The organism is Arthrobacter sp. ok909, assembly GCF_900104405.1.
GTDB lineage: Bacteria > Actinomycetota > Actinomycetes > Actinomycetales > Micrococcaceae > Arthrobacter > Arthrobacter humicola.
Map to the genome: position 1 here is coordinate 84213 of NZ_FNJS01000008.1, position 19537 is coordinate 103749.

The following is a 19537-nucleotide window of genomic DNA, read 5'->3' on the forward strand; positions in this document are numbered from 1 at the left end:
CTGCAGCCGGGCGAATACCAATAGAGGCAGCTGCCCAGAAGCGGTTGCTACCACTAACCGTAAATGCCCCAGGGTCTTCGCTTGATGCATTCAACTGCCGATTAGCACCAGCAATTGAAACAGCCGAACCACCAGAGGATGCGCCGTTTATTTGGAAGCCTGAATAGCTCGCTGGGCCAGCTGACCATGCTGCGGTAGAGACGGCGCTGTGCCCTGCTATGGCGAGCCAAAGCGTATCGTCGGCGCCCCAGCTCGGAGTCAAGGATGGGGGGTTGGCAGCCGTTGCATCGCCGCTAGTGGACGTGGCTTCTGGCGGAGTTGTACCGTGCCAGCTCGTGACACGGTATACCTGCCACTCCCCTGTTGTCCCGGTCGAAGCCGTCCATGTAGGCGTTGTGCCACTCTCCGTACCAGCGGCAATCTTGTAGAAGCCGTTGAGTTTACCAACTGACCCCCCACCCGCTTGACTGAGCGAAGAGATATCGCTCCAGCCAGAGGGTTTTGTCCACGTCCCGGCATTGCGAACCTCGACCACTGCAATCAACAGATCGCCTGATGCTATAGATGCAGGCATGCTCACCGGCATAGAAGTCACTGACGTGGCAAAAGCGGTGGCAGTTGGAGCCGTTGTTGCGGGAAAAGCCATGCGGTCCTCCTATGAGTTAAGGAGTTACAGGGCGAAAATCTTGCTTGCGCCGTTGTCCCAGGTCACCGTGATGTTGCCGCCGTTCGGAGTGACTGCCGTGAAGCCGTCAATGTAGGCAATCAGCGGAGACGTCGCTGCCGATCCTGTGTCTTTGTAGACCACGAGAGCCTGAACAGTCTTGGAGCCGGAGATGGCTACTGCGGTGAACGTGGAATCGGCTGCATCGAAGACGCCATTTGTGATGCTCACAGTTCCGAGCGTCTGGTCAGTCGTACCGGAGTAGCTAGTCACACTGGACTTATATTGGTGAGCGCTCGAGTACGTGTAGTCAGTCGAGGTGTTGACCAGCGCAACTTTGATCGTGTCAGTGTCGAGATCGACTGACGGGCTCTGGGAGAGCAGGCTTTGTTTAAATAGTGGGTAGAGGGCGCTGGCCATTGAATTGTTGCCTTGTATATTCTGCTTCCCACTATGAGCTAGAGGCTAATCCTTAGCAATAGCTCGAAACTCGCATCATGCGCTAATCCGAAAATACGGACAACAGTCAGTTCTGACTCATGATGTAGTTTCCGTAAAGATTGACACCGACCCAGGACAGCAGCAGCACTGTCGCCAACGTCCACCCGCCCTTAGCCGTCATCGAATTGGAGATGGGGCCTACAAATTCGATTATGATCAAGAAAAGGCAGGTAGTCATCGCCGTCCATATGCAGGCCGCCTGAATGGAGTTCCCGTAGCCTTTGAACAGAGCTGTAAGGGCAGACAACTCGCCCGCAGTCACTATCGCAATGAAGAAGAAGCTGCTGAACAGGGCAGCTATTTTGTGGCTCTTCCGAGCCGATTGGAAGACCTCCCCATGCAAGTTTCCCGCTTTGATGCCGATGGCCACAGCCACCAGGAGCGTTGGGATGGCGGTGGCTCCGACCTGAAAAAAGGGCATAGGTACTGATGTCATTTCCGAATAGTTCCACAGATACTAGCTAATCCAGAAATCAAAAAGAGCCCCGAAGGGCTCTCTCTGGTTTACGTGGTCTGCGCGTTATCCCCTATCGATCAGGAGCGCCACGCCGAACGCCCGATCCGCGGCCTCAGTACCGGCCGATAGCAAGGTGATCGTGTAACCACCTGATAGCGGGAGCTGGAGCGGCTGGTTATTGGCGTCCACGTAGGCGCTGGTGAGCGCGTTGGGAGCGATGCTCGCCTTGTTGTAGACGGTGAAGCCGTCAGCGTCCTTGATGGTGACGGTGAAGCTTGCCCCGGTCATGACAGGAGCGCTGATCGAGATTCCCCGCAATAGACCATTCAGTGCCAGGGACGCGGACACGATGTTGGTCGTGCCACTCAGTATCGTCAGGCTGGTTTTGTAGCGTTGGATTCCGAACTTACTCACGGTTTTGATCTCCTATGACCGGGGCAATACCACGCCCCATTAATTACGCTTCTGGCGAGTTCTCGGGCTCTGTAGCAGGTGTTGCCTCAGCGGCGGGAGCGTCAGTCGCTTTCGACTTCTTGGGCGCTTTAGCGGGCTCCTCAGTGGCCTCGTCCGCTTCAACCTTGACCGCTACTACTGCGCCGGACTCGATCAGAGCCTTGGCTGCGTCCTCGTCAGCCTCGAAGACTGAACCTGCGACGTAGAGAGCATCGTTGTATTTGACGTTGTTATTTTCAGTTACTTCAACCTGCATGCTTATGCCCTCACAAATTCAATGGTTACGTGGACCTTGCCGCCGGCAGTCGTCTTGGCGGACGTCAGCTTGTAGTACGAGCCGGCCGCGACGGTGTTGTTGGTCGTCGGGGTGACGGAGTACTCGGTGTTCAGGGCGTCGCTGATGGCGGCGGTGATGACGCCTCCGGTGGATGCACCGGTTGCATTGGCGCCGGTGATGGTCCCGACGTCCGTGGCGGCAATCGCCTTAGTGACGATGCCGCGGATTTTGGTGATGCGGACGGGGAAGGGGAAATACACCTTCACCGCCGCCTGCTCACCGGACTCGAAGCTGCAGCTTGCCGAGGTCATGCCCGGCTCCCCAGCTATGCGTCCATATCGTTTTCCTAGAAGTCCCATGAGGTTCCTCCTTAAGCCACAGCTGCGAAGATGCCGTAGACCAGCTCCGCCGCCATGATGTACTGCAGGTAGTAGTCGCTGACGCGTACGTACTCGCCGACCGGGTCGTTGGATACGTAGTTGTCGACACCGCGGCCGTCGTTGAGCTGCAGGGTGTAACCGGCGCTCAGCTGCTTCAGACCTGGATTCGGGTTGATGTTCATGAGCCAGACGTTCTTGCCCCAGATCGGAGCGAGCGAATCGGTCTGACCTTCCTTGGCGGAGTTCGAGGCAGCCATGCCGATGACGATGCGCGGAATACCGAGCAAGCTAGCCAGGCCGTCAGTCGTCAGTACGCCCTTCTCGGTGTACTTGATGCGCTCCAAGAAGTCAGGGTGATTCTGGATCACGGCCCATACTTCCCAGCTCATTACCAAGGTGTTCGGCAGCTTGAGGCCGTTCTGCTTGATCGACGTGATGCCGGTGCGGATGTCGTCGAACGGGTTGGAGTTACCGAAGTCGCTCCACTGGCTGGTGCCGGACAGGGTCGTGTTCTGAGTGATCACGGCGGTGTTCGAGAGCAGGGCAGCCGCGTTGGCTTCCTTGTTGATCATGAACGACTCAGTGAGGATCTCAGTGGCGTCGATGCGGGCATCCAACGGGGGCTTGCTGCGCTTCAATTCGTCTTCATCGACGAAGAGCTTCAGCTTGCGCTTCTCGAGCGGACCGTAGCTGACCTTGGAGAGGTTGTATTCAATCTCAGGAGTCAGGGCCTTGCCGTTAGGGGCAATGCGGGAGTCCACGTTCTTTAGGTTGGTCTTGTCGTAGACGAAGTAAGAACCGCTGTCTTCGTCGACTGGGAGCGATGGGAACACCTGGTCAGCGATGAAATTGAGAGCATCGTTTTTCCAAGCTTTCGATACGTTTGTGAGTACCGGATTACGTCGTAAATCTTTTAATTGAGGCATCTAACCCTTCTCCTAGTACTTCGCCGTTGAAGGCATTACTTCTATGATGTCGCCGCTAACGCCGGCCTGAACCGCGTAGCCAATGATCTGATTGCCAGCCGTGGTGGTGGTGATGCCAGCCGAGCTGCCGTTGCTGGTCACTGCGTCGCCAACTGCCACCGTGCCGCCGAGCTTCACCTTGAAGGTGCCGTTGGAAGTCCGGAGCCAGATGCTCGCCAGCTCGCCGCTGACTGGGGTGTTGTCGAGCACACCCAGGATGACGTCGGTAGCAGCCGTCGCAGCCACCACTTTGCCCGTGGAATCCAGCTTGACCGCCTTGTATTGCAGGGCAGACAGATCAGCGGCAGCTGGTGCGCTGAAATGATTTCCCTCGATGAACTTAGCCATTATTCTTCTTCTCCTTTACCAGTTACTTTTGTGGCCGCCTTGTAGAGCTCCGGCTTCTGGCTAGCGATGATCTGCGTGGCCTGGCCGTAGCTGACCTTGTTCGCGATGGCGTATTCGGTGGCAAGTTTGTCCAGCTCGGCAGCGGCGGAGTGAGCTTCGACAGCGGCACCTTCTTGGCCACTGCCCAGCTCGCCGGCGGTGATCATCTTGTTTTCGGGAAGTCCGGTCAGGAACTTCTCCAGGCTCTCGCGCATCTTGGGCGAAGAAGCCATGAGGATTTCGACGGCTTCGTCCTTCTGCTCGCTCTTGACCGCGCCACGTGCGATGTGGGTGTTCACAAATGCGCCGGCCTTGGTACGGGCCAGTTCATCGGCAGCTTCGACACCGCGGGCAGCGTCTGCCTTGAGCTTCGCCAGGTCGCTGGCGTTGATCGTGACGACCTTCGCGCCAGCCTGGACTGGCTCGGGCGTGGGTTCCGGAGTTGGTTCTGGGGTCGGCTCAGGCGTGGGCTCGGGCTCAACCTCCAACTCGAACGACTTGCGCTCGTCGGCCGTTAGTTCGTCTTTGTGTTCTGCGAGAAATGCCTTCTCGGCGTCGTCTAGGTCGGCCAAAGCCTTCTTACGTACGTCTTCTAACTTCATACGGTCTTCTCCTTCTTTACCCCCTTCGCTGGCCATTACGGGCTTTAGCTTTTTGAATAAGGGGCTATTAGTTAATGCGCAGCCACTCAGCACGTTTGCAATGCGAGTGCCCGCTTCTTCCGGGTCTTCGTACATCAGGTCTCTGGTATTGAACTCAGGTGAAAGGAATTTGTACTCGCCGTCACGGACCTTCTGGGCACCAGTAGGAGTCCACTCGATGCCGGTCCCCCAGAGGCCAGACCCGGCGCGCGCCTCTAATCCGTAGATCCAGGCACCGGCAGCGCGCCCCTCATGGTCATAGTTGACGGGGAGCGGCTCAGTCTTGTTGACGCGGGCGATGCCAGCGTTGAAGTGGGCGGCGAACTCAGCCAGGTCGGCTTCAGTCAGTTCGAAGTCGCCATGCCAGGGAGTTTTCCAGTTGCCGGGAGTGAGTAATTGAATCTCAGTCGGTAAATTGCCGCTGGAATCGGCCTTGATAGCTATCGCCCGATATAGATGAGCGTGTTGTGGCAATGAAGTGATATCCCTATTATGGTTATAGAGGACGTCGCTTCACCGGCGTTCTTGTTTTTAGTATTGGGCGTAGGTAAATACGCTGTCAACTATTTTGGATAATTCAAACGCATATCGCAGCGGCACCGCGGATGAGCAGTCGGACGTAATACCGCGCCGATAAGTGTTTGGAATGCCTGGTCCAGGGGGACGGTGACGCCATCCAGTGGCGCACAGATACGACACGCGCCGGCCTGCTTAGCCAGCCAGGTCTTCGACTCGGCGCCGCTCTCATACCCAAATATCACCAGGCCGCTCTGATAGGCGTTCACGGCCTCAGTCCTGGCAATCATCTCGGCCCGCACAGGATTGCGGATGATCTGCTGCACCCGGTTGATGCTGTCGCTGACTGACTCCCCCATGGCGATACTGGTCTCAATCGACTTTCGAATCAGTTTCAGATTCGTGACAGTGACATCTTTGATCAGCGTGCCGACATGGTCACGCGCTGCGTCCAGGCGTAGTTCCGTCAGCCGGTCCACGCTCACAGGCGTCTGGTAAATCTCAAAGCCACCGTCCATGCCAACGGCGTACAGATCCGCAATGTCCTGAAGTACCAAGGCGATGAATATAGCGGCCTCGATTTGGCGGGTGCGGTCGCTGTCATCTACCAGCGGATCGTCTGAGGCTGTATGTAAGGGCATGTATTGCCACCGAACCAGTGCCGGCGCCCGTTCTGCCAGCCCACGCAGGTAGACCAGCGTGTGACGCTCTAAACGGCGTTCAGAGCGAAGCAGCCGATCAAAGATGGCCGGGTTCTTGCGGTAGGTGTTCTCCCACTCTTCAGATGCACGGATGCGGCGGCCGAGCTCTTCCCTGGCGTCAAGCAGCTCGCTGTTCATCGAGTGCCTCGTCCAGCTCCTGGTACATCTTCCGAGCCCTCAGTATCACGGCCTCTGCGCTGGCCTTCTTAGGCTTCACGTCTGGCACGGCAGTCTTGTCAGTTGGAGCGTTAGGGTCCATCGGGTTCACGGGATTGGGGGCGGCCGCAGGCTTCTCGCGAACATGGTCCTCCGGCAGCTTCGGTACGCCCAGGACGGTGCGCGCCCGGTTCTCAACATCGTCATCCATCGTGATGGCGCCGGCGTTAGCCATATCTGCCAGACCCTGAGAAAACGTCAATAGCGCTTCGTCGTCGAGTCCGTTGGCCTTGAGCTTGGGGTACTTGTCAGTGGTGAAGTTCAGGTCGACGACGGTCTTCACGGCGGTACGCATGAGAGTGTCGATAATCGTCTGGGCCGTGGCCTTCTCAGCCAATGTGAAGAATGCCGTGTGGTCCTCGCTCAGGGCGCGGCTACCGCTGCCACTGCTCGACCCCAGCTCGAGGAACTGGGCCAGGACGTTCTTGCTGATCTGGCGGTCATGGTGATTGATGCTTGGCATCATGTCGCGCAACGTGCCGGCCTTCATATCCATGAAGCCGACTGTCCATCCTGCCTTGTGGTTGATGTAGGACTGCTCATTGGCACGCAGAGCGCGAGCTGCGCGGATGAGAGCTTGGCGATCCTCCGCGTCTGCCTGGGCGGGTTCAATGATGTCGACGACTCCAAGTCCGTGCCGCTCATGGGCGACTGAATCGATCTGGTACAGCGCGCTCTTGATGAACCAGTTCTGATACGACGACCGCAGCACGCTGATGCCCTCGTAGTTCGAGCCCTCTTTCTGGTTGGTGAAGATGACCAGCTTCTCCATTGGCGTCTCTGGTGAGTCACCGTTGCCGATCAGCTGCGTGATCCCCTCGCCGTACTGGTCTGACGTCCACTTGTAGATGCTCTTCTGCTTGCGGAAAGCGAGCTTGGTGATGACGATCCGGTCCTTGCCGTTGACCTGCTGCATGCCGAACACCATCTCGAACACGGCGTAGCCGAAGGTCAGGTAGGTCAGCGCTTCAGACAAGAAGGCGTGCCAGTCGACGACGTTGAAGAAGATCTCTTTGCAGAAGTCAGCAATCTCAACATCGGCGGCGTCCTCACTGGCTGCCTCAAACGTCCAGTCGGCCTGCATGATCGGGAGGAAGAGCGCCTGGAGGCTGGCCCGCACGGTGGCGTCACTGCGGCGCATCCGGTCGTAGACGACGGCGGCCAGGTGGCCGGATAGGTCTGGGCTGTATTCCTCGCCCGTGATGATGCCGCTAAAGACGAGAGTTCCGGATTCACCAAGCTCCCGATATTGGGCTGTGCTCTTCTTGGCTGCGGCCAAAATTTTGGTGGTCTCGTCGTCCATTGCTCGCATTATGAGACTAGAACTGCTTTCCTAGCAACCCACTTGTGTACGTCTCGGGCGTGGAGCGCCGTGATTCGGGATTCTCCAGGACGAGTACGTTATCGCCGCCGTCGACCGGCGCATATGAAATCACGAGGGCGTCGGCACGGTCTGGTGAGCGGCCAATGCGCTTGCGCAATTCCTTCTTGTCCTCGACGTGGATCTTGCCGTTCTTCAGATACCACTCCACCGCTGACAGCTCGACCTTCAGCTCTTCATCGTCGGGCACGGCTATCTCGCCGTTGATGAACAACCGCGACACCTGCCACCACATCTCGGCCCGGAGATTGGCGAACTCGTACTCCCCTGGCCCTGGGTCTTTGACGGTCGGCGGGTCGGCCGTGTTGACCGGGATGATCTTGTGCAGCCAGTGCGGATTCTCCCGCACCTTGCGAGCGGCCGCGTCGTAGATCGGGATGCCCAGGCCCATGGCTTCGATCTTGACCTGAGTCAGATGGTCGGTCGGGTTGAGCTTTTCGATCTCGTCGTTGATGGCCGTCGTGTCCGGTGTCAGCCAGGCGCGGATGCTCTCGCCCTTCTGGCCGCGGCGATGATAGATGGCGCTCATGTCGCCGCCGCCGGCGGAGTCCACCCCGAAGCGGGACGGACCGACCTTCACCTCGGCATGACGCTCTTCCGTCATGGCCGCCTCCACCAGGTTGAGAGCTATGAGCGCCCGAGTGCCGGACTTCGGGAACTCGCCCTCCACACGGCTATCCCACAGAGGCGTTCCAATGCCCCATTTGAAGATGCGCTCATAGACCCAGCGCACGGACACCAGGTGTGGCCGCGGTATCTTCCACTCCGGGGATTGTTCTCGGCCGCTCTCGATGGCCTCCACCACTGCTTCCGCCGGATGATTGGGCAGCTTGCAGTCGATGGCCTCACAGCGCTTGATGCCGTTCTCAGTGAAGTTTGGCGTCATCCAGCAGGAGACGTGCAGCTTGTTGGCCAAGTGGCTGCGGTGCGAGTCGTAGAACGTGCCGCCGACGCTGGTGGGGTTGCCGATGTAGAGCACGCGGGCGTTGGCACTGGTGACCAGGGCGTCCACTGCTTCGAAGATGGGCTCGTTCACGCCGGCCGCTTCGTCCACGATGACCAGGATGTGATCGGCGTGGAATCCCTGGAAATTGTCCGGGTCTTTGGCCGACACCCCGATGGCGTACCACTTGTCGCTGATCTCGTGCTGCGTGGTGAGCGTCTTGCCGGGGAACTTGTATTTGGCTTTCTTGGCCGCCACACGGAACTCGCGCCACAGGATCTCTTTCACCTGGCGGCCGGTCGGCGCCGTGGTGACGACGACGGAGTTCGGGTAAGCCATGAGGAACCAAGCCGCTGTGCGGGCAGCTATCCAGCTCTTGCCGATGCCATGGCAAGAGCGGACGGTCGTCACACGGTTATCGCGCACACTCTCGATGATGCTGATCTGGGTATGCCAAGGATCAGCTCCGAGATAATCACGGAGAAAGAACCTCGGACTCTTCCGGATAGCTCTAGTGAGTGTCTGTGCTTGCTTCGGCGTCAGGGTCGGCATCTATTTCCTCGGCGCGATTCATTAGGTCATCCCAGTCATCTACTTCCCTGGTCTCTGCCTTCGGCACATAGCCCTGCTTGGAAGACAGGATGAGCTTCACGATGGAGTCCTTATAGCTGCCGGTAAGGCCGCCTTGGATGAGCCGATCCGTTTGAATCGCCTGCAGCTTTCCTACTGTGTAAGAAAACTCGGGCTTGTCCTTGTCTCTTGCCCAGGCGTAGACGGTCTCGCGAGTCACGTCTAAGGCGAGAGCGAGGCCCTCGATCGTGGGTACTTTCACCACCACTCGAACGGCCAGCCGGCTGCCAGATCCGACCACCTGATGAGTGTCTGCGCAGCTCTCCAAGTAAGCTTGCGCCTTCTTTGCCAGTGATTTGGTGTATTTGGTGGGTCTAGCCATTGTGACCTGATTATGAGAGTCCGTATCGATTACGGCAATAGTTCAACCGCCCCTAGCCCCATTGGACCTGCGCGACTAGTGTCTCCAACCATGGGCTGAGGAACCTCGAGTTGATATTGATCTAGGGAGCCGACATGACATCCACCTGGGGCGCAGGGGACGAAGAGCGAAACGATTTCGATTCCAACGAGCCACCAACAGATGCGGGTGGCTCAGATGAAATCCTGATCGTGGACGCTGAGGGGCCCAGCGAATCTGGTGAGATCCGTCTCAACTTTGCTTCCAAAAACTACATGATGTTCACCTTCGTGCAACTTATCGAAGACCTTGAAAACTTGACGGTCATGGCCGTCGCGGCGCGGCAGTTATTTGATGAATTAACGCCGTACGAGTTGGAGACCGAAGATCTAACTGAGCGGATCAGCAACGGGCGGACAGGCACTGCTGAGAATGTATGGGTAAGAAGGGTACTGCTAACTAGTCCGCTTGAAATCATCCTCCTGATCGCATCCGTGTCTCCCGCTATCACCTCAATCCTCTTGTCATGGATCGGCGTAAAAAGCGCATGGGAAATGAGCCGCATACTAAAACTGCGCGAAGAACTTCTACGAATACAAGTCAATATTGCAGCAGCCGAAGAACAGGCCAGGTTGGATGAGCTGGAACTCAGGCGCATGGTGATACGAGTGCTGATGCGAGATATCGCGGATGCTCAATTCACTATTGAGGATCTGATGAATCTGCCCGAGGACCACCCCTACCGGCAAATGTTGGACCGAGTCATACGAGGACTGATCCAAATTGACAAAGTCGAGTTCACACCGACGAGCGAAGAAGAAGAAGCTGCCTCAATTGGGTGATAGCCTTTTAACATGGCACAAAGAGTAGTAACACTTCTGGAAGATGACTTCGATGGCTCGAAGGCGAGCGAGACGATTTCATTCGCCCTCGACGGCGTCGAATACGCAATCGATCTTAACGACGCTCACGCTAGTGAACTGCGTGAAGCATTCAGCCGCTACACCAAAGCAGCTCGGAAGACCGGCGGACGGACTCGGACGGTTCGCCCCCGCGAGTCCGATGCCCGTGTTGTTCGACTCTGGGCTATAGAGCAGGGCCTCCAGGTCAACACCCGCGGCCGCATCCAGGCCGACATCATGGAAAAGTACGCAGCTGCGCACTAAAGACCGGGGTGCTGTTACATCGGGTATCGCGAGGCTAGCTCGCCGTATCCTCAGACAGACCACCCCGGCTAATTCGAGGGTAGGGCTGGTACGCTCAGGTAGGCAATAGCAATCAGGGACTAGAGCGGATTCGCTTCAGTCCCTGATTCGTTTAATTGCCCTGCTCTCCCCCGTGCCCCACGCTCGAAGTATGGATATCACCAAGCGTTCGCTAGTAGTAGGGCTGGTGGTCGGCCTCATGCTGGCCGCCGTGGTGACGAGCGCTACGCCGTACGTCTTTACGCTGTCGGCGGTGACGTTGGTCCTGATCGTCGGGCTTATTGGCGTGGCGCTGGGACTAGTACGACGCTAAAAGACGCTCCTGAAGGCCAGGATGCTCTTATGGGCTCCCGAAAATACAGCTCGCCGTGCGTAGTAGAAAAGTAGATGATGTTCGGCCTCAACGTTCTTGGGTTGGAAAGTTGCCTCCTTCACCTGCTTAACGTGGCCGCTCGGGTAGACGTAGATTAGCCCCCAGCCATATGGAACTTCAGTGGGTTTTATAAGCCCAGACGGGCAGCAGTAGTATCGTAGGTCGCCCATACCCCGCTCGGGCCGGAACCGAAAGCTCTTCTTCTTATCGCTCAGGAAGTCGCCTCTTGATACTTTGCACTCGATTAGAAGGCTCTTACCGCCAGTCCTGAATCCAATGGCGTCAGGCAGCTCGGCATTGTGGCTGAAGAACTCTGGCAGAACCACATCACACTTGGCGTTAAGCCAGTAACTTGCGGCTGAGACGCATTCGGAATGGGTCACTTCGCCTCCTGCAACTTCAGCCAGAGAAGGGCGAGAGATTCGGCCATGGTTTTCCCATGAACGGCCATGTCTCGACGGTCGAATGGTTGGGCAACGTAGCCAGGTCCGCCCTGCCAGTTGCGATGCTTTCCATCGTCAGCGTAGATGGTTGGGTCTTTGAAAAGCTCAACATCATCCGGTAGCTGGTCGGCTATCTCTTGGGCGGTGGGGGCGGCAATCACGGTTCCATCGCCTACGCTCAGAACGCCACTATCAACCGCCGCATAGCTTCCATCAATAGTGTGAAGTCGGCTCCATGCAATGCCGGTATTTTGCGGGAATCCTGCCGCCTTGAGCTTCTTGGCTGTTTCGAGGGTGACTACGAGTGATTCCACTACTTCTCCTCCCATCTCAAGTAAGTGACTACCATCCAGGCCAGAAACGCTGTCAGCAGTAACTTCCATCCGAAGGGCAGGCCCCAGGCTTTACCGATTACTACTACTAGACCCATCCCGATCAGGCGATACATGTAGTGCAGTTTCACCGCTCCAACTCCCGCGCTATCACCTCGCTCAGCGTCCCCTGAGACGTTTCCAGCTGTCCGAACTTCTCGGCCGTTGCAACTAAGCGCATTACGGTCGAAGTCGTGCCCAGCTGTGCGGCAGCTTCAGTGAAGGCCGCCTTCGTTTCAGGCAGTACTTTGTTGCCTGGCAGGTAGGCCGAGCGCTTCTTCACGACTGCACCTCAGACAGCTGCCGCGACCGCTCCAGCTTGTTCACGGTGACGGTGACTTCGATGTCGCCGCAGACCAGGACAACCAGGTCTCCGATGCCGAGCCGGCCAACGGTGGCATAGGCTTCGACCGGATCTACTTTGATAAATTTTCGACGTTTGCTGCCCATGGTGTGAGCTCCTGTTTATTCAGTTATTAGTTCTGGATTTTCGTAGACGGTGCCGATGACCTCAGCGCATTTGAGCTCCTCCGTGGTGTAGTGGAAACCACCGAGTCGCCAGCCGTAAAAAACTTCATCCCAGTGAGACACCTGCGTTACGATCCCTGTCTTGAAAGTGAATCGAATTATGTCCCCCTCATAAATCTCGCGGCCGTTCTTGTCCTTGAGGCCGGTGTATTGCATGAGCGGCGGCCTCGCGGTTCCGACCCGGTAGGTAAAGCCTTCATCCCCATTCTCTTCAAGCAGTTGGCCGGTGAACGTAACGGCCCAATTCGGCCAATGAACCATCCTCTCGCCATCCCACGCCCTGAACTTGATTACTCTGCTCACTGGCAACCTCCACCGATTACCGTGATGCTCGTACCGGGCGCGTTCGTGATTGCCGGCGCGACACAGGGCGTCGGCTCTGGAGTGGGCGCTGGAGTAGCTACCAGCGTCTCTGTAGCGGCCTGGACCTGCACAGCTGGCGCAGGCGTGGCGGGAGCCGTTTGCACGACTGGAACATCAACATGCTCGGCCGGCGCTGTCTGTGTGGCCGCCTGGAGCGCCTGTATGTCTTGCTCATTGTTGGTAGTGCGGGCGTCTAGGTTGTTGATCGCCTGGTTCAAGCCGGGGAGGTCAAGCTCGCCAGACGTTATGCCGGCCGCGCCGAAGGCGGTCACTGCGGTCGCGATAAGGCCGGAAACTAGGAGTGCGCGCTTCATACGAGTTGCCTCTTCGCCTTCCGCTCGGCTGAATGCTGTTTAGCCACGGCTTCACGGATTGAGACCTTCGCCGCTACGGCCGCTTTGTGCAGTCCCCAGGACACAGTATTGAACTTCGAATGCTTGGTCGCGGAGGGCTTCCGCTTACGCAGCCCGAGGCCCCGAACGCTGGTTGCAGGAGTCGCATCAATCCCAACTATGAGGTTCGGATATGCACCCTGTCCCCGCTGACCGGCTTCACGATTCTTTCGATAAATGTCTTTGTTGAACATGATTTTGATCCTGATTATTTGCACTCCCATTGGGAGGCTTGATTGATGCTGAACATATACGCCGCCACTTGGGCCGAGCGTTCGCCGTTGAGACGGTCATCGACGGCCGGCAGTCCGATGCGCGCGGCGTTGGCGATGTAGGTGCTGCGGACGAACTGGAACAGTCCGGTGGGCGTCGAGCCGTCCGGTGCCCAGTAGTTGCCGTTGACGGCGCCCGGGTTGAACGTGCTCTCGCACTTGGCCACTCGCAGCAACGTGTCGGCGCTGACGCCGTACACGTTAGCCCACTTGATGATGATCGCTTGGATGTCAGTCGGTGCTGGCACCGGCGTAGGTACTGCGGACGGAACTGGTGTGGGGCTTGCGGTCGCCTCCGGCTGTGGGGACACAGGCGGTACTGGGGCGGAGGCTAGTTTTTTGACGTTGCAGGGGCTGCTTCCGCCACCGGCACGGCCTTGAGGGCTGCATGCACGGCTGCCTGGGTCTTAGCCTCCTGGTGGGCACTCACGGCGCTATAGATATAAGCGCCTACGGCCATCCAGAGAATAGCGATTAGAATGTTGTGCTCGATTACGGGGCGGAGAGCTTTGAACTTCTGCATTGAGAAGATTCCTGTTTATGGTTGGTTTGTTTTTGTCTGATGGCTGGTGGGGATTGCCGCTACGCGTTTGAGTGAGTTTCCGTGTCTGGCAACCCCGCTATTTGTACCGACTAGAGTCGGCGGGGCATCTCTACCCCCATCAACCATCAGACGGTTCATAGGCTGGTATCGGGCAAGGGATTCTTGGTCCTCACCACCCTGACTGTCGGCCAGGCATTTAACGACAGATTTTGATCGGGAGGTACCTTGCCCGAAAGCAGCCCATGAACTGATGTTTGTTTGAAAGTGCGGTCCCGAGTGGACCATGACCATAATATAAATGAAGGGTATACATTTGTAAACCCCTTTATCCACAGGCCTGGCTCATTAGTGGATTGATTCTTGACAAATTAATCCGCGGAGGATTCGGCGCCAGTTTTGTTCGGGACGCACAATCTACATTTGGCGCCGGCGGCGAAGTCCTGATTCGTACCCAACCCTTGACAGAATTTGGACGGGCATAATTATGCCATGCATATTAGAACATAGTTTGCCGAGAAACCTTGACAACGCAGTACCAGCTCCGGGAGGAAGTGCGCCGCCAAAAACCGAACACCGTTCCTGAGAAACCTCACAGAACGGTCCCAGCCCTTCCTTCCCTGTTCAGATACACGCGTGGTACGCTCGCCCCACCAAAAATGGCCCATATCCGTTGAGGGATCGCCTGGCGTAAGTTCCTGTTGCCCTTGAGGCATTCGGCAGTTGAGCTGCCATCTCTAGCCGCTGACTATTCCCCTATCAGTTTGGCTTTTTGACTCGATGGCAGCTACGCCATCCAATGAGAGGTGGCGCTTCATGCCACGTGCTTTTACACGACTATTTCGTCCAGCGGCGCTGCTAGCGGCGTTCGCACTCCTCTTGCCGGCCCTCGTCACAGTTACAGCTCCCCCCGCGCAGGCAGCAGGCAATCCAGCCGTTTCGGTAACAAAACTCTTAGATGCCATTCCGACACTTGCTGCACAGCCGTCGACCACGCCCTGGTTCGATAAGACCTATACGGTGTCATACCCAGGGAGCGGCCCGGCGATTCTCAGCGCCAACGCCGACGGGACGTTCGTCCTTGACCCATTCGATCGCTTGCAGGTACTGGTAGGTGGAAACCTCGTGGTGGAGGAGTCCTTTTGGCAAGACGACTGCCAGCAGACAACTTCTCAGATGTTTATCCCACTGGACATAAGCAGCTTCTTGAAGGCTGGCCAGAATCAGATAACGCTAAAGTTCCTGAACCATTGCCCCCGGACCGGTTCGACATCGGGCTACTTCGTTGTCGGACCTCCGGGTACGCAGGCCCCTTATGATCCGCCAAATTCACCAACGGTATGTGGTACGTCAGATTTCATCGCCGTTCGTGGTTCAGGGGAGCACAGTGGATTCGGCTCAACAATGGGTTACTTAGCCTCATCATTGAAATACGCTGTGCATGGGCTTCAAGAAGAAACCATCGACTACCCCGCCCAGGATGTGGATTTGGGGCATCTATTTTCGACGTATAAGCCCGCTTACATAGCGAGCGTCAAGACTGGTGTTGCCAATCTTCAAGCTTCCATCACGGCATACTTGAAGAATTGCCCCAGCGGATACGTTGTTCTTGGCGGATACTCACAGGGCGCCGAGGTTGTCAGGGGAGCATTTAACAATCTTTCGAACCAGCAGAAAGGCAAAATTGCAGCTGTTGTTTTCTTTGGCGATCCCCTCTTCAATCCCAAAGACAAAGTTATTGACAGAGGTAGCTACGGCCAGAGCAAGGGTATCGACGTCACATTCCTAGATTACAAGGTAACCAAAATTTCTGGAGAGTTTAATCAACGTTTTCAAAACTACTGTGGCGGATTAGATCCTATTTGCAATTTCACGGCCGCTAACATTCCTGCATGTCTAGGCGGTTCCACAATTAACATCTACACCTGTACGCATAACCAGTATGTGCAGAACGGCTGGGTTGATGCCTCAATTCCCGGTATCATCGCCCAACTACAAATACGTCACGTAATTATATGAGGTTGAAGCTGGACTGAACAAAACGGATGGCCTCACGAGCTGACGAGGCCATCCGTTATTTCTGGCAGACTTGGCGGCATAGCCGCAGTTGGCGCAGGTATCGAGGTTAGCCATTGGTGGCCTCCCCCTCAAGCTCGAGGATCTGCTTCACGCGTGGCGTGGGCTTGGGGAGCGGCTTCTTGTATGTCTCAGCCGTGAGACCAGAGCCGGAGTCGGAGCCGAGCAGTCGGTCCCACCAGGTGCGCTTGCGATTCTTGTGCTCCTCCAGCTTCCGGTCGATGGCCTTGTTCCAGAAGTAGTCGCCGATCCAGCTACGTTCATGAAACGTCAGCTCACCGTACAAGCGGTCCAGGGTCTGCTGCCGTGTCGGCTGTGGTCCGAGCCTCAGCTTCCCGGTGACGACCGTGTCCGGGGACAGATGAGCGAACGCGCAGATCAGCACGTCCATCTCATCCTGGCCACCGACTTCGCCTAGGTCGATGATGTCGTCGATGAACTTACTCACCGGCCAGCTTCCGCCGCCGGCTCGCCCTACCTCCCTTGCGGCCGGCTTCTACAGCCAACTCACGGTTCATGGCGAATCCGCCGCCGCGCGAGATCTTCCCACCCTTGGCACCGATTACCTTGTAGAAATTTTCCCGGCCGTCCAATCCATCGCCGTAGCGCGCTTTGTTGGTCGCCGCAGCCTTCCTGCCGCCTAAAATCGTTCCTGCCATCTATTTGTCTCCCTCTCGCCGGGATACGCGCCGGCGTCGCGATTTAGTGGTTCCTTTTCCTAGCTCGCCGCCCTTGCGGCCGTTGTCTGCGTGCCAGGTCCTGCCGTAGCGGTCCTTGGCCGTTTGTGCCGCGCGTTTAGCGCCTTCTGGTGTGTTTCCCATCTTTGGGGTTTCCTTTGGGGTTAAGTTCTGCCTCAATCTCGCTCAGGGGCTTGCTTATCCGCTTCTCGTTCTTGTCGTAGAAGTAGGCGATGCGCATGGCGCTGTCAGCCAACCCATACCGCCAACCCTTGAGCTTGGCGTAGTCGCCGATCAGCTCGTAATCCTTCTTAGAGAAACGCGAGACGATGGGTGCCATTAGAACGGGATGTCGTCAATGTTGATCTTCTCGACATCGTCGCCGGTGGGAAGCTGGTCGCGCTGAGTGATAGGCGCGAACTCGCCAGCAGTCTCCACCTCTGGATCGGCACCTTCCGCAAACCGGAGTAACGGAATCGAGTTCGGGAGCTCTTTGTCGATATCGATGATCTCGTCGCTCTTGATGACGGGCATCGTGCCGGCTACGGGAACTGGCGTGATCTCGTAGCGAGTCTGCAGGCCCGACCCACTTGTCGTGATCGAGAGGTCGCAGCTCATCGGCATCTGGTCGCTGTAGTCCTCGATGATGGAGGCGATGCGTTTGAAGACGCCCGGCCCCTTCTGCAGGATCTGCTGCTTGCCCAGGGTGTAGTTCCATACCGGCCAGGCGAACTGGGTGCTGATGTCCTCGTTAGGCTTGTACTGCTTATGCGAGACATTCGGGTGGTCGAGCAGCCGCAGTCGCACCTTCTTGCCTGGTTCAAACTCTACGAACTTGCTGTTAGAGACGCGCTTGGCGCCTTCGTCGTACATTCCCATGTGTGATGTGTTCCGGCCGCCTGCTTCGTTGCAGACGCGGCCCTTAGATTATTGGCTGTTGCAGATGCCGCAGGGGCAGTCCATCTCCACCGGCTAGACCGTGAAGAGGATTGCAACCATGAGGGCGAAGATGATCAGCGCGGCTACTGCGGCGAGCAATAGGTTCTTGCCGAACTTCTTCCAGTCAGCCTGGCGCTGGCCGGCGGCGATGTCGCCGGACGCATCAGCCAGGTAGACGGACTTGTAAGTGGCTGTGGGGGCCGTCGCGTTCTTGTAGAGCTCAACGATCTCCCCTGGTACACGCCCATGCGGGCTGACCATCAGGCCATGCTGTGCTGCCCAATCCCGGATTTCCATCGGGGACGGAGTCGCCGGGTTAGGGCGAATTGATCTTGCTATTCGGACGGGAACTTTTGCGGCGTCAGCCATTTTATTTAGTCATCCTGTTTATGCTACGTATTTTCGGCTTTTCAATTCGGCTTGTCAATAGCCAAATTTGTATTCGAAGTTAGACGCGCTGCAGCCAGGAAGTGACGGGCCGGAAGCGAGTATATTCAGCTTCCGTGCAATGGGTCATACCGTCCGGAATTTGTTCCAGGGAGCATACATAGCGGGTAGTAGCCACAGTAACCATGCCGCCGTCTTCGTAGACGAAGTTGTAGCCAGGGCTTCCGGACAGCCGGGTCCACTCCTTGCGCTCGAGCTGGCGGTTGACGAGCACCGTGAACACGCGGCGACCGCAGGAGCAGCGCACCGTGAGATCTGTGTCGATGTAGTGCTTGTGCCCGGTCGGACGCTTGTAGGCGGGCGCTTCGATAGCGGGCATGCTGTTATCGGGCTGGTTAGTCGCGCTGAAGTCGATGACTTGGTGCGGAACGATGCGGACGTTGAGGCGGTCGATGTCGACTACCCCTACGCCTTTGACCTTGGCCTGAGCTAGGAAGTCAGCCTCCTCCTTGGTCAGCAGGTGGGTAATGCCGTTCATGAGTGATATGCGGGTGTAACGGGCCATCGTTTAGATCCTCGGTATGTTATTTGATTCGGTCTCTCGCTTGTAGAACTCGATTAGGTTGTTGGTCTTGTCGCGTAGGTCTTCCAGGCTGAGGATCATGGGGGCGAACTTGCGGCCCCGACAGGCAGCGGCTGCCGTGATGAGCTTGAGCGTCCCCTTCAACTTGTGCCGGCTTATAAGCGTCTTTGCAGCCCGGCGCTGGTACGGCATACGGGGTAGGCGTAGCTCAAAGGCGGCTTCGAATTTCTCGACGACTTCGTTTACCTGGGGATCTCGGTTGTCTGGTTTCTCCGTAACGGGCGCAAGCCCATGGTTCGTAGAACCATCTTCTTTAGTATTTACTATATTAGTAATTACTTGTGGGGGGTTTTCCATGGTCGGGTTTTCCAGCCACGGCTCTTCAAACAAATCCGAGCCTCCTGGCACAAACTTTCCATTCTCATTCCGGCTCTTCTCACGGCGTAAGTAGCCGGCTTCCTCGAGCTCCTTCAGCGCGGCGGAGACAGCATCTCGACCTTCAGGGCGCTGCGCGACAACGCCCCGTTCGGTGATCTGCCAAGTGTCAGGCTTGGTCATGAGGAAATAGAAGAGCCCAATGGCCTTCAGGGACAGCTTGGAATCATTCGCCGCCACGTTCGAAACAGTGGTGTACTTGGCATTTTTCCTAGATCGAATAATGCTCATTTGATGTCCCCCACGTAGCCGTACTGCTCGAGCTGGTACAGCATCACCTTCACCGCCTTCTCGTTCTCCTTGAGCTCAAGGCAGATGCCGGCGACAGTGACGTACTGGACGAGCTCCTCATCCATCAGGAGCAGGTAGGCGTACAGCCCCTTAGCCCCCAGGCTAATGTCATCGCGGACGATTAAATCCCGAGGCACATTCACAGAACCGTATTTGCGTTTTACTATCAAACAGAACCTCCTTCATTTGACGAGGAGGATAAAGCGTTC

At 57.0% G+C, this 19537-nt stretch carries 31 protein-coding genes; 4 read left to right on the forward strand and 27 right to left on the reverse strand.

Annotation, left to right across the window (positions count from 1 at the left end; all coding sequences use genetic code 11):
- Positions 1 to 670: 670 nt before the first annotated feature.
- The 12 genes from BLR03_RS24690 to BLR03_RS08745 form a co-directional block, all read right to left on the reverse strand.
- Complete coding sequence (locus BLR03_RS24690) at positions 671 to 895, reverse strand: hypothetical protein (protein ID WP_217639753.1); 225 nt, start codon at positions 893 to 895, stop codon at positions 671 to 673.
- 295 nt (positions 896 to 1190) lie between these two features.
- Positions 1191 to 1601, reverse strand: a complete 411-nt coding sequence (locus tag BLR03_RS08695) for a hypothetical protein (protein WP_139184496.1) — start codon at positions 1599 to 1601, stop codon at positions 1191 to 1193.
- 84 nt (positions 1602 to 1685) lie between these two features.
- A complete protein-coding gene (locus tag BLR03_RS08700) occupies positions 1686 to 2036 on the reverse strand; it encodes a hypothetical protein (RefSeq protein WP_091251742.1) in 351 nt (116 codons plus the stop codon).
- A gap of 43 nt (positions 2037 to 2079) precedes the next feature.
- Entirely contained in the window at positions 2080 to 2331 is a 252-nt protein-coding gene (locus BLR03_RS08705; protein WP_091251744.1) for a hypothetical protein, read from the reverse strand.
- 2 nt (positions 2332 to 2333) lie between these two features.
- A complete protein-coding gene (locus tag BLR03_RS08710) occupies positions 2334 to 2663 on the reverse strand; it encodes a hypothetical protein (RefSeq protein WP_091251746.1) in 330 nt (109 codons plus the stop codon).
- A gap of 59 nt (positions 2664 to 2722) precedes the next feature.
- Entirely contained in the window at positions 2723 to 3565 is an 843-nt protein-coding gene (locus BLR03_RS08715; RefSeq protein ID WP_091251748.1) for a major capsid protein, read from the reverse strand.
- Between the two features lie 105 nt (positions 3566 to 3670).
- A complete protein-coding gene (locus tag BLR03_RS08720; protein WP_091251750.1) occupies positions 3671 to 4045 on the reverse strand; it encodes a capsid cement protein in 375 nt (124 codons plus the stop codon).
- Entirely contained in the window at positions 4045 to 5199 is a 1155-nt protein-coding gene (locus BLR03_RS24885) for a phage protease (protein WP_175460466.1), read from the reverse strand. Before BLR03_RS24885 ends, BLR03_RS08720 begins: the two co-directional genes overlap by 1 nt.
- 89 nt (positions 5200 to 5288) lie before the next feature.
- Positions 5289 to 6080, reverse strand: coding sequence for a phage minor head protein (locus tag BLR03_RS08730; RefSeq protein ID WP_091251754.1), 792 nt, complete (start codon positions 6078 to 6080; stop codon positions 5289 to 5291).
- Complete coding sequence (locus BLR03_RS08735; protein WP_175460467.1) at positions 6061 to 7461, reverse strand: phage portal protein family protein; 1401 nt, start codon at positions 7459 to 7461, stop codon at positions 6061 to 6063. The genes BLR03_RS08730 and BLR03_RS08735 overlap by 20 nt, the downstream gene beginning before the upstream one ends.
- Before the next feature lie 16 nt (positions 7462 to 7477).
- The gene (locus BLR03_RS08740; protein WP_139184498.1) at positions 7478 to 8893 is read right to left on the reverse strand and encodes a terminase large subunit domain-containing protein; all 1416 of its coding nucleotides are present in this window, start codon (positions 8891 to 8893) and stop codon (positions 7478 to 7480) included.
- A gap of 100 nt (positions 8894 to 8993) precedes the next feature.
- Positions 8994 to 9434 (reverse strand): terminase small subunit, encoded by a 441-nt coding sequence (locus tag BLR03_RS08745; protein WP_091251760.1) that lies wholly within the window; start codon positions 9432 to 9434, stop codon positions 8994 to 8996.
- Positions 9435 to 9568: 134 nt separating this feature from the next.
- Here BLR03_RS08745 and BLR03_RS08750 point away from each other — a divergent pair, with 134 nt between their 5' ends.
- From BLR03_RS08750 to BLR03_RS24370, 3 genes are all read left to right on the forward strand, one after another.
- Positions 9569 to 10294 carry a hypothetical protein gene (locus tag BLR03_RS08750; protein ID WP_091251761.1) on the forward strand — a complete coding sequence of 242 codons (726 nt, stop codon included), beginning with the start codon at positions 9569 to 9571 and terminating at the stop codon, positions 10292 to 10294.
- A 12-nt stretch (positions 10295 to 10306) separates the two neighbouring features.
- Entirely contained in the window at positions 10307 to 10618 is a 312-nt protein-coding gene (locus BLR03_RS08755) for a histone-like nucleoid-structuring protein Lsr2 (protein WP_091251763.1), read from the forward strand.
- Positions 10619 to 10808: 190 nt separating this feature from the next.
- Positions 10809 to 10970: a hypothetical protein gene (locus tag BLR03_RS24370; protein WP_175460468.1), complete on the forward strand. Its 162-nt coding sequence runs from the start codon at positions 10809 to 10811 to the stop codon at positions 10968 to 10970.
- Here the strand turns inward: BLR03_RS24370 and BLR03_RS08760 are convergent.
- From BLR03_RS08760 to BLR03_RS08790, 7 genes are all read right to left on the reverse strand, one after another.
- Positions 10967 to 11413 carry a hypothetical protein gene (locus tag BLR03_RS08760; RefSeq protein ID WP_091251765.1) on the reverse strand — a complete coding sequence of 149 codons (447 nt, stop codon included), beginning with the start codon at positions 11411 to 11413 and terminating at the stop codon, positions 10967 to 10969. The two genes, BLR03_RS24370 and BLR03_RS08760, sit on opposite strands and share 4 nt — an antisense overlap.
- Entirely contained in the window at positions 11410 to 11787 is a 378-nt protein-coding gene (locus tag BLR03_RS23925; protein WP_139184499.1) for a hypothetical protein, read from the reverse strand. Before BLR03_RS23925 ends, BLR03_RS08760 begins: the two co-directional genes overlap by 4 nt.
- 145 nt (positions 11788 to 11932) lie before the next feature.
- Positions 11933 to 12127: a hypothetical protein gene (locus BLR03_RS08770; protein WP_091251769.1), complete on the reverse strand. Its 195-nt coding sequence runs from the start codon at positions 12125 to 12127 to the stop codon at positions 11933 to 11935.
- Entirely contained in the window at positions 12124 to 12294 is a 171-nt protein-coding gene (locus BLR03_RS24375; RefSeq protein WP_175460469.1) for a hypothetical protein, read from the reverse strand. Before BLR03_RS24375 ends, BLR03_RS08770 begins: the two co-directional genes overlap by 4 nt.
- 15 nt (positions 12295 to 12309) lie before the next feature.
- Positions 12310 to 12675, reverse strand: a complete 366-nt coding sequence (locus BLR03_RS08775) for a YopX family protein (RefSeq protein ID WP_217639754.1) — start codon at positions 12673 to 12675, stop codon at positions 12310 to 12312.
- A gap of 660 nt (positions 12676 to 13335) precedes the next feature.
- Complete coding sequence (locus tag BLR03_RS08785; RefSeq protein ID WP_175460470.1) at positions 13336 to 13647, reverse strand: transglycosylase SLT domain-containing protein; 312 nt, start codon at positions 13645 to 13647, stop codon at positions 13336 to 13338.
- An 83-nt stretch (positions 13648 to 13730) separates the two neighbouring features.
- On the reverse strand, positions 13731 to 13922 hold the full coding sequence (locus tag BLR03_RS08790) for a hypothetical protein (protein WP_091251774.1): 192 nt from the start codon (positions 13920 to 13922) through the stop codon (positions 13731 to 13733).
- Positions 13923 to 14756: 834 nt separating this feature from the next.
- Between BLR03_RS08790 and BLR03_RS08795 the strand changes: the two genes are divergently transcribed.
- Complete coding sequence (locus tag BLR03_RS08795) at positions 14757 to 15959, forward strand: cutinase family protein (RefSeq protein WP_175460471.1); 1203 nt, start codon at positions 14757 to 14759, stop codon at positions 15957 to 15959.
- A gap of 106 nt (positions 15960 to 16065) precedes the next feature.
- Here BLR03_RS08795 and BLR03_RS08800 read toward each other — a convergent pair whose 3' ends face one another.
- The 8 genes from BLR03_RS08800 to BLR03_RS08835 all read right to left on the reverse strand — a co-directional run bounded on the left by BLR03_RS08800 (position 16066) and on the right by BLR03_RS08835 (position 19465).
- Entirely contained in the window at positions 16066 to 16464 is a 399-nt protein-coding gene (locus tag BLR03_RS08800; RefSeq protein ID WP_091251778.1) for a hypothetical protein, read from the reverse strand.
- Entirely contained in the window at positions 16457 to 16675 is a 219-nt protein-coding gene (locus BLR03_RS08805) for a con-10 family general stress protein (RefSeq protein WP_091251780.1), read from the reverse strand. The genes BLR03_RS08800 and BLR03_RS08805 overlap by 8 nt, the downstream gene beginning before the upstream one ends.
- A gap of 136 nt (positions 16676 to 16811) precedes the next feature.
- Positions 16812 to 17033 carry a hypothetical protein gene (locus BLR03_RS08810; protein WP_091251782.1) on the reverse strand — a complete coding sequence of 74 codons (222 nt, stop codon included), beginning with the start codon at positions 17031 to 17033 and terminating at the stop codon, positions 16812 to 16814.
- Positions 17033 to 17572: a hypothetical protein gene (locus BLR03_RS08815; protein WP_091251784.1), complete on the reverse strand. Its 540-nt coding sequence runs from the start codon at positions 17570 to 17572 to the stop codon at positions 17033 to 17035. The genes BLR03_RS08810 and BLR03_RS08815 overlap by 1 nt, the downstream gene beginning before the upstream one ends.
- A gap of 93 nt (positions 17573 to 17665) precedes the next feature.
- Positions 17666 to 18001, reverse strand: a complete 336-nt coding sequence (locus tag BLR03_RS08820; protein WP_091251785.1) for an Lsr2 family DNA-binding protein — start codon at positions 17999 to 18001, stop codon at positions 17666 to 17668.
- 79 nt (positions 18002 to 18080) lie between these two features.
- On the reverse strand, positions 18081 to 18584 hold the full coding sequence (locus BLR03_RS08825; protein WP_091251787.1) for a hypothetical protein: 504 nt from the start codon (positions 18582 to 18584) through the stop codon (positions 18081 to 18083).
- Positions 18585 to 18587: 3 nt separating this feature from the next.
- Entirely contained in the window at positions 18588 to 19268 is a 681-nt protein-coding gene (locus BLR03_RS08830) for a hypothetical protein (protein WP_139184500.1), read from the reverse strand.
- Positions 19265 to 19465: a hypothetical protein gene (locus BLR03_RS08835; RefSeq protein WP_139184501.1), complete on the reverse strand. Its 201-nt coding sequence runs from the start codon at positions 19463 to 19465 to the stop codon at positions 19265 to 19267. Before BLR03_RS08835 ends, BLR03_RS08830 begins: the two co-directional genes overlap by 4 nt.
- Between the last annotated feature and the right edge of the window lie 72 nt (positions 19466 to 19537).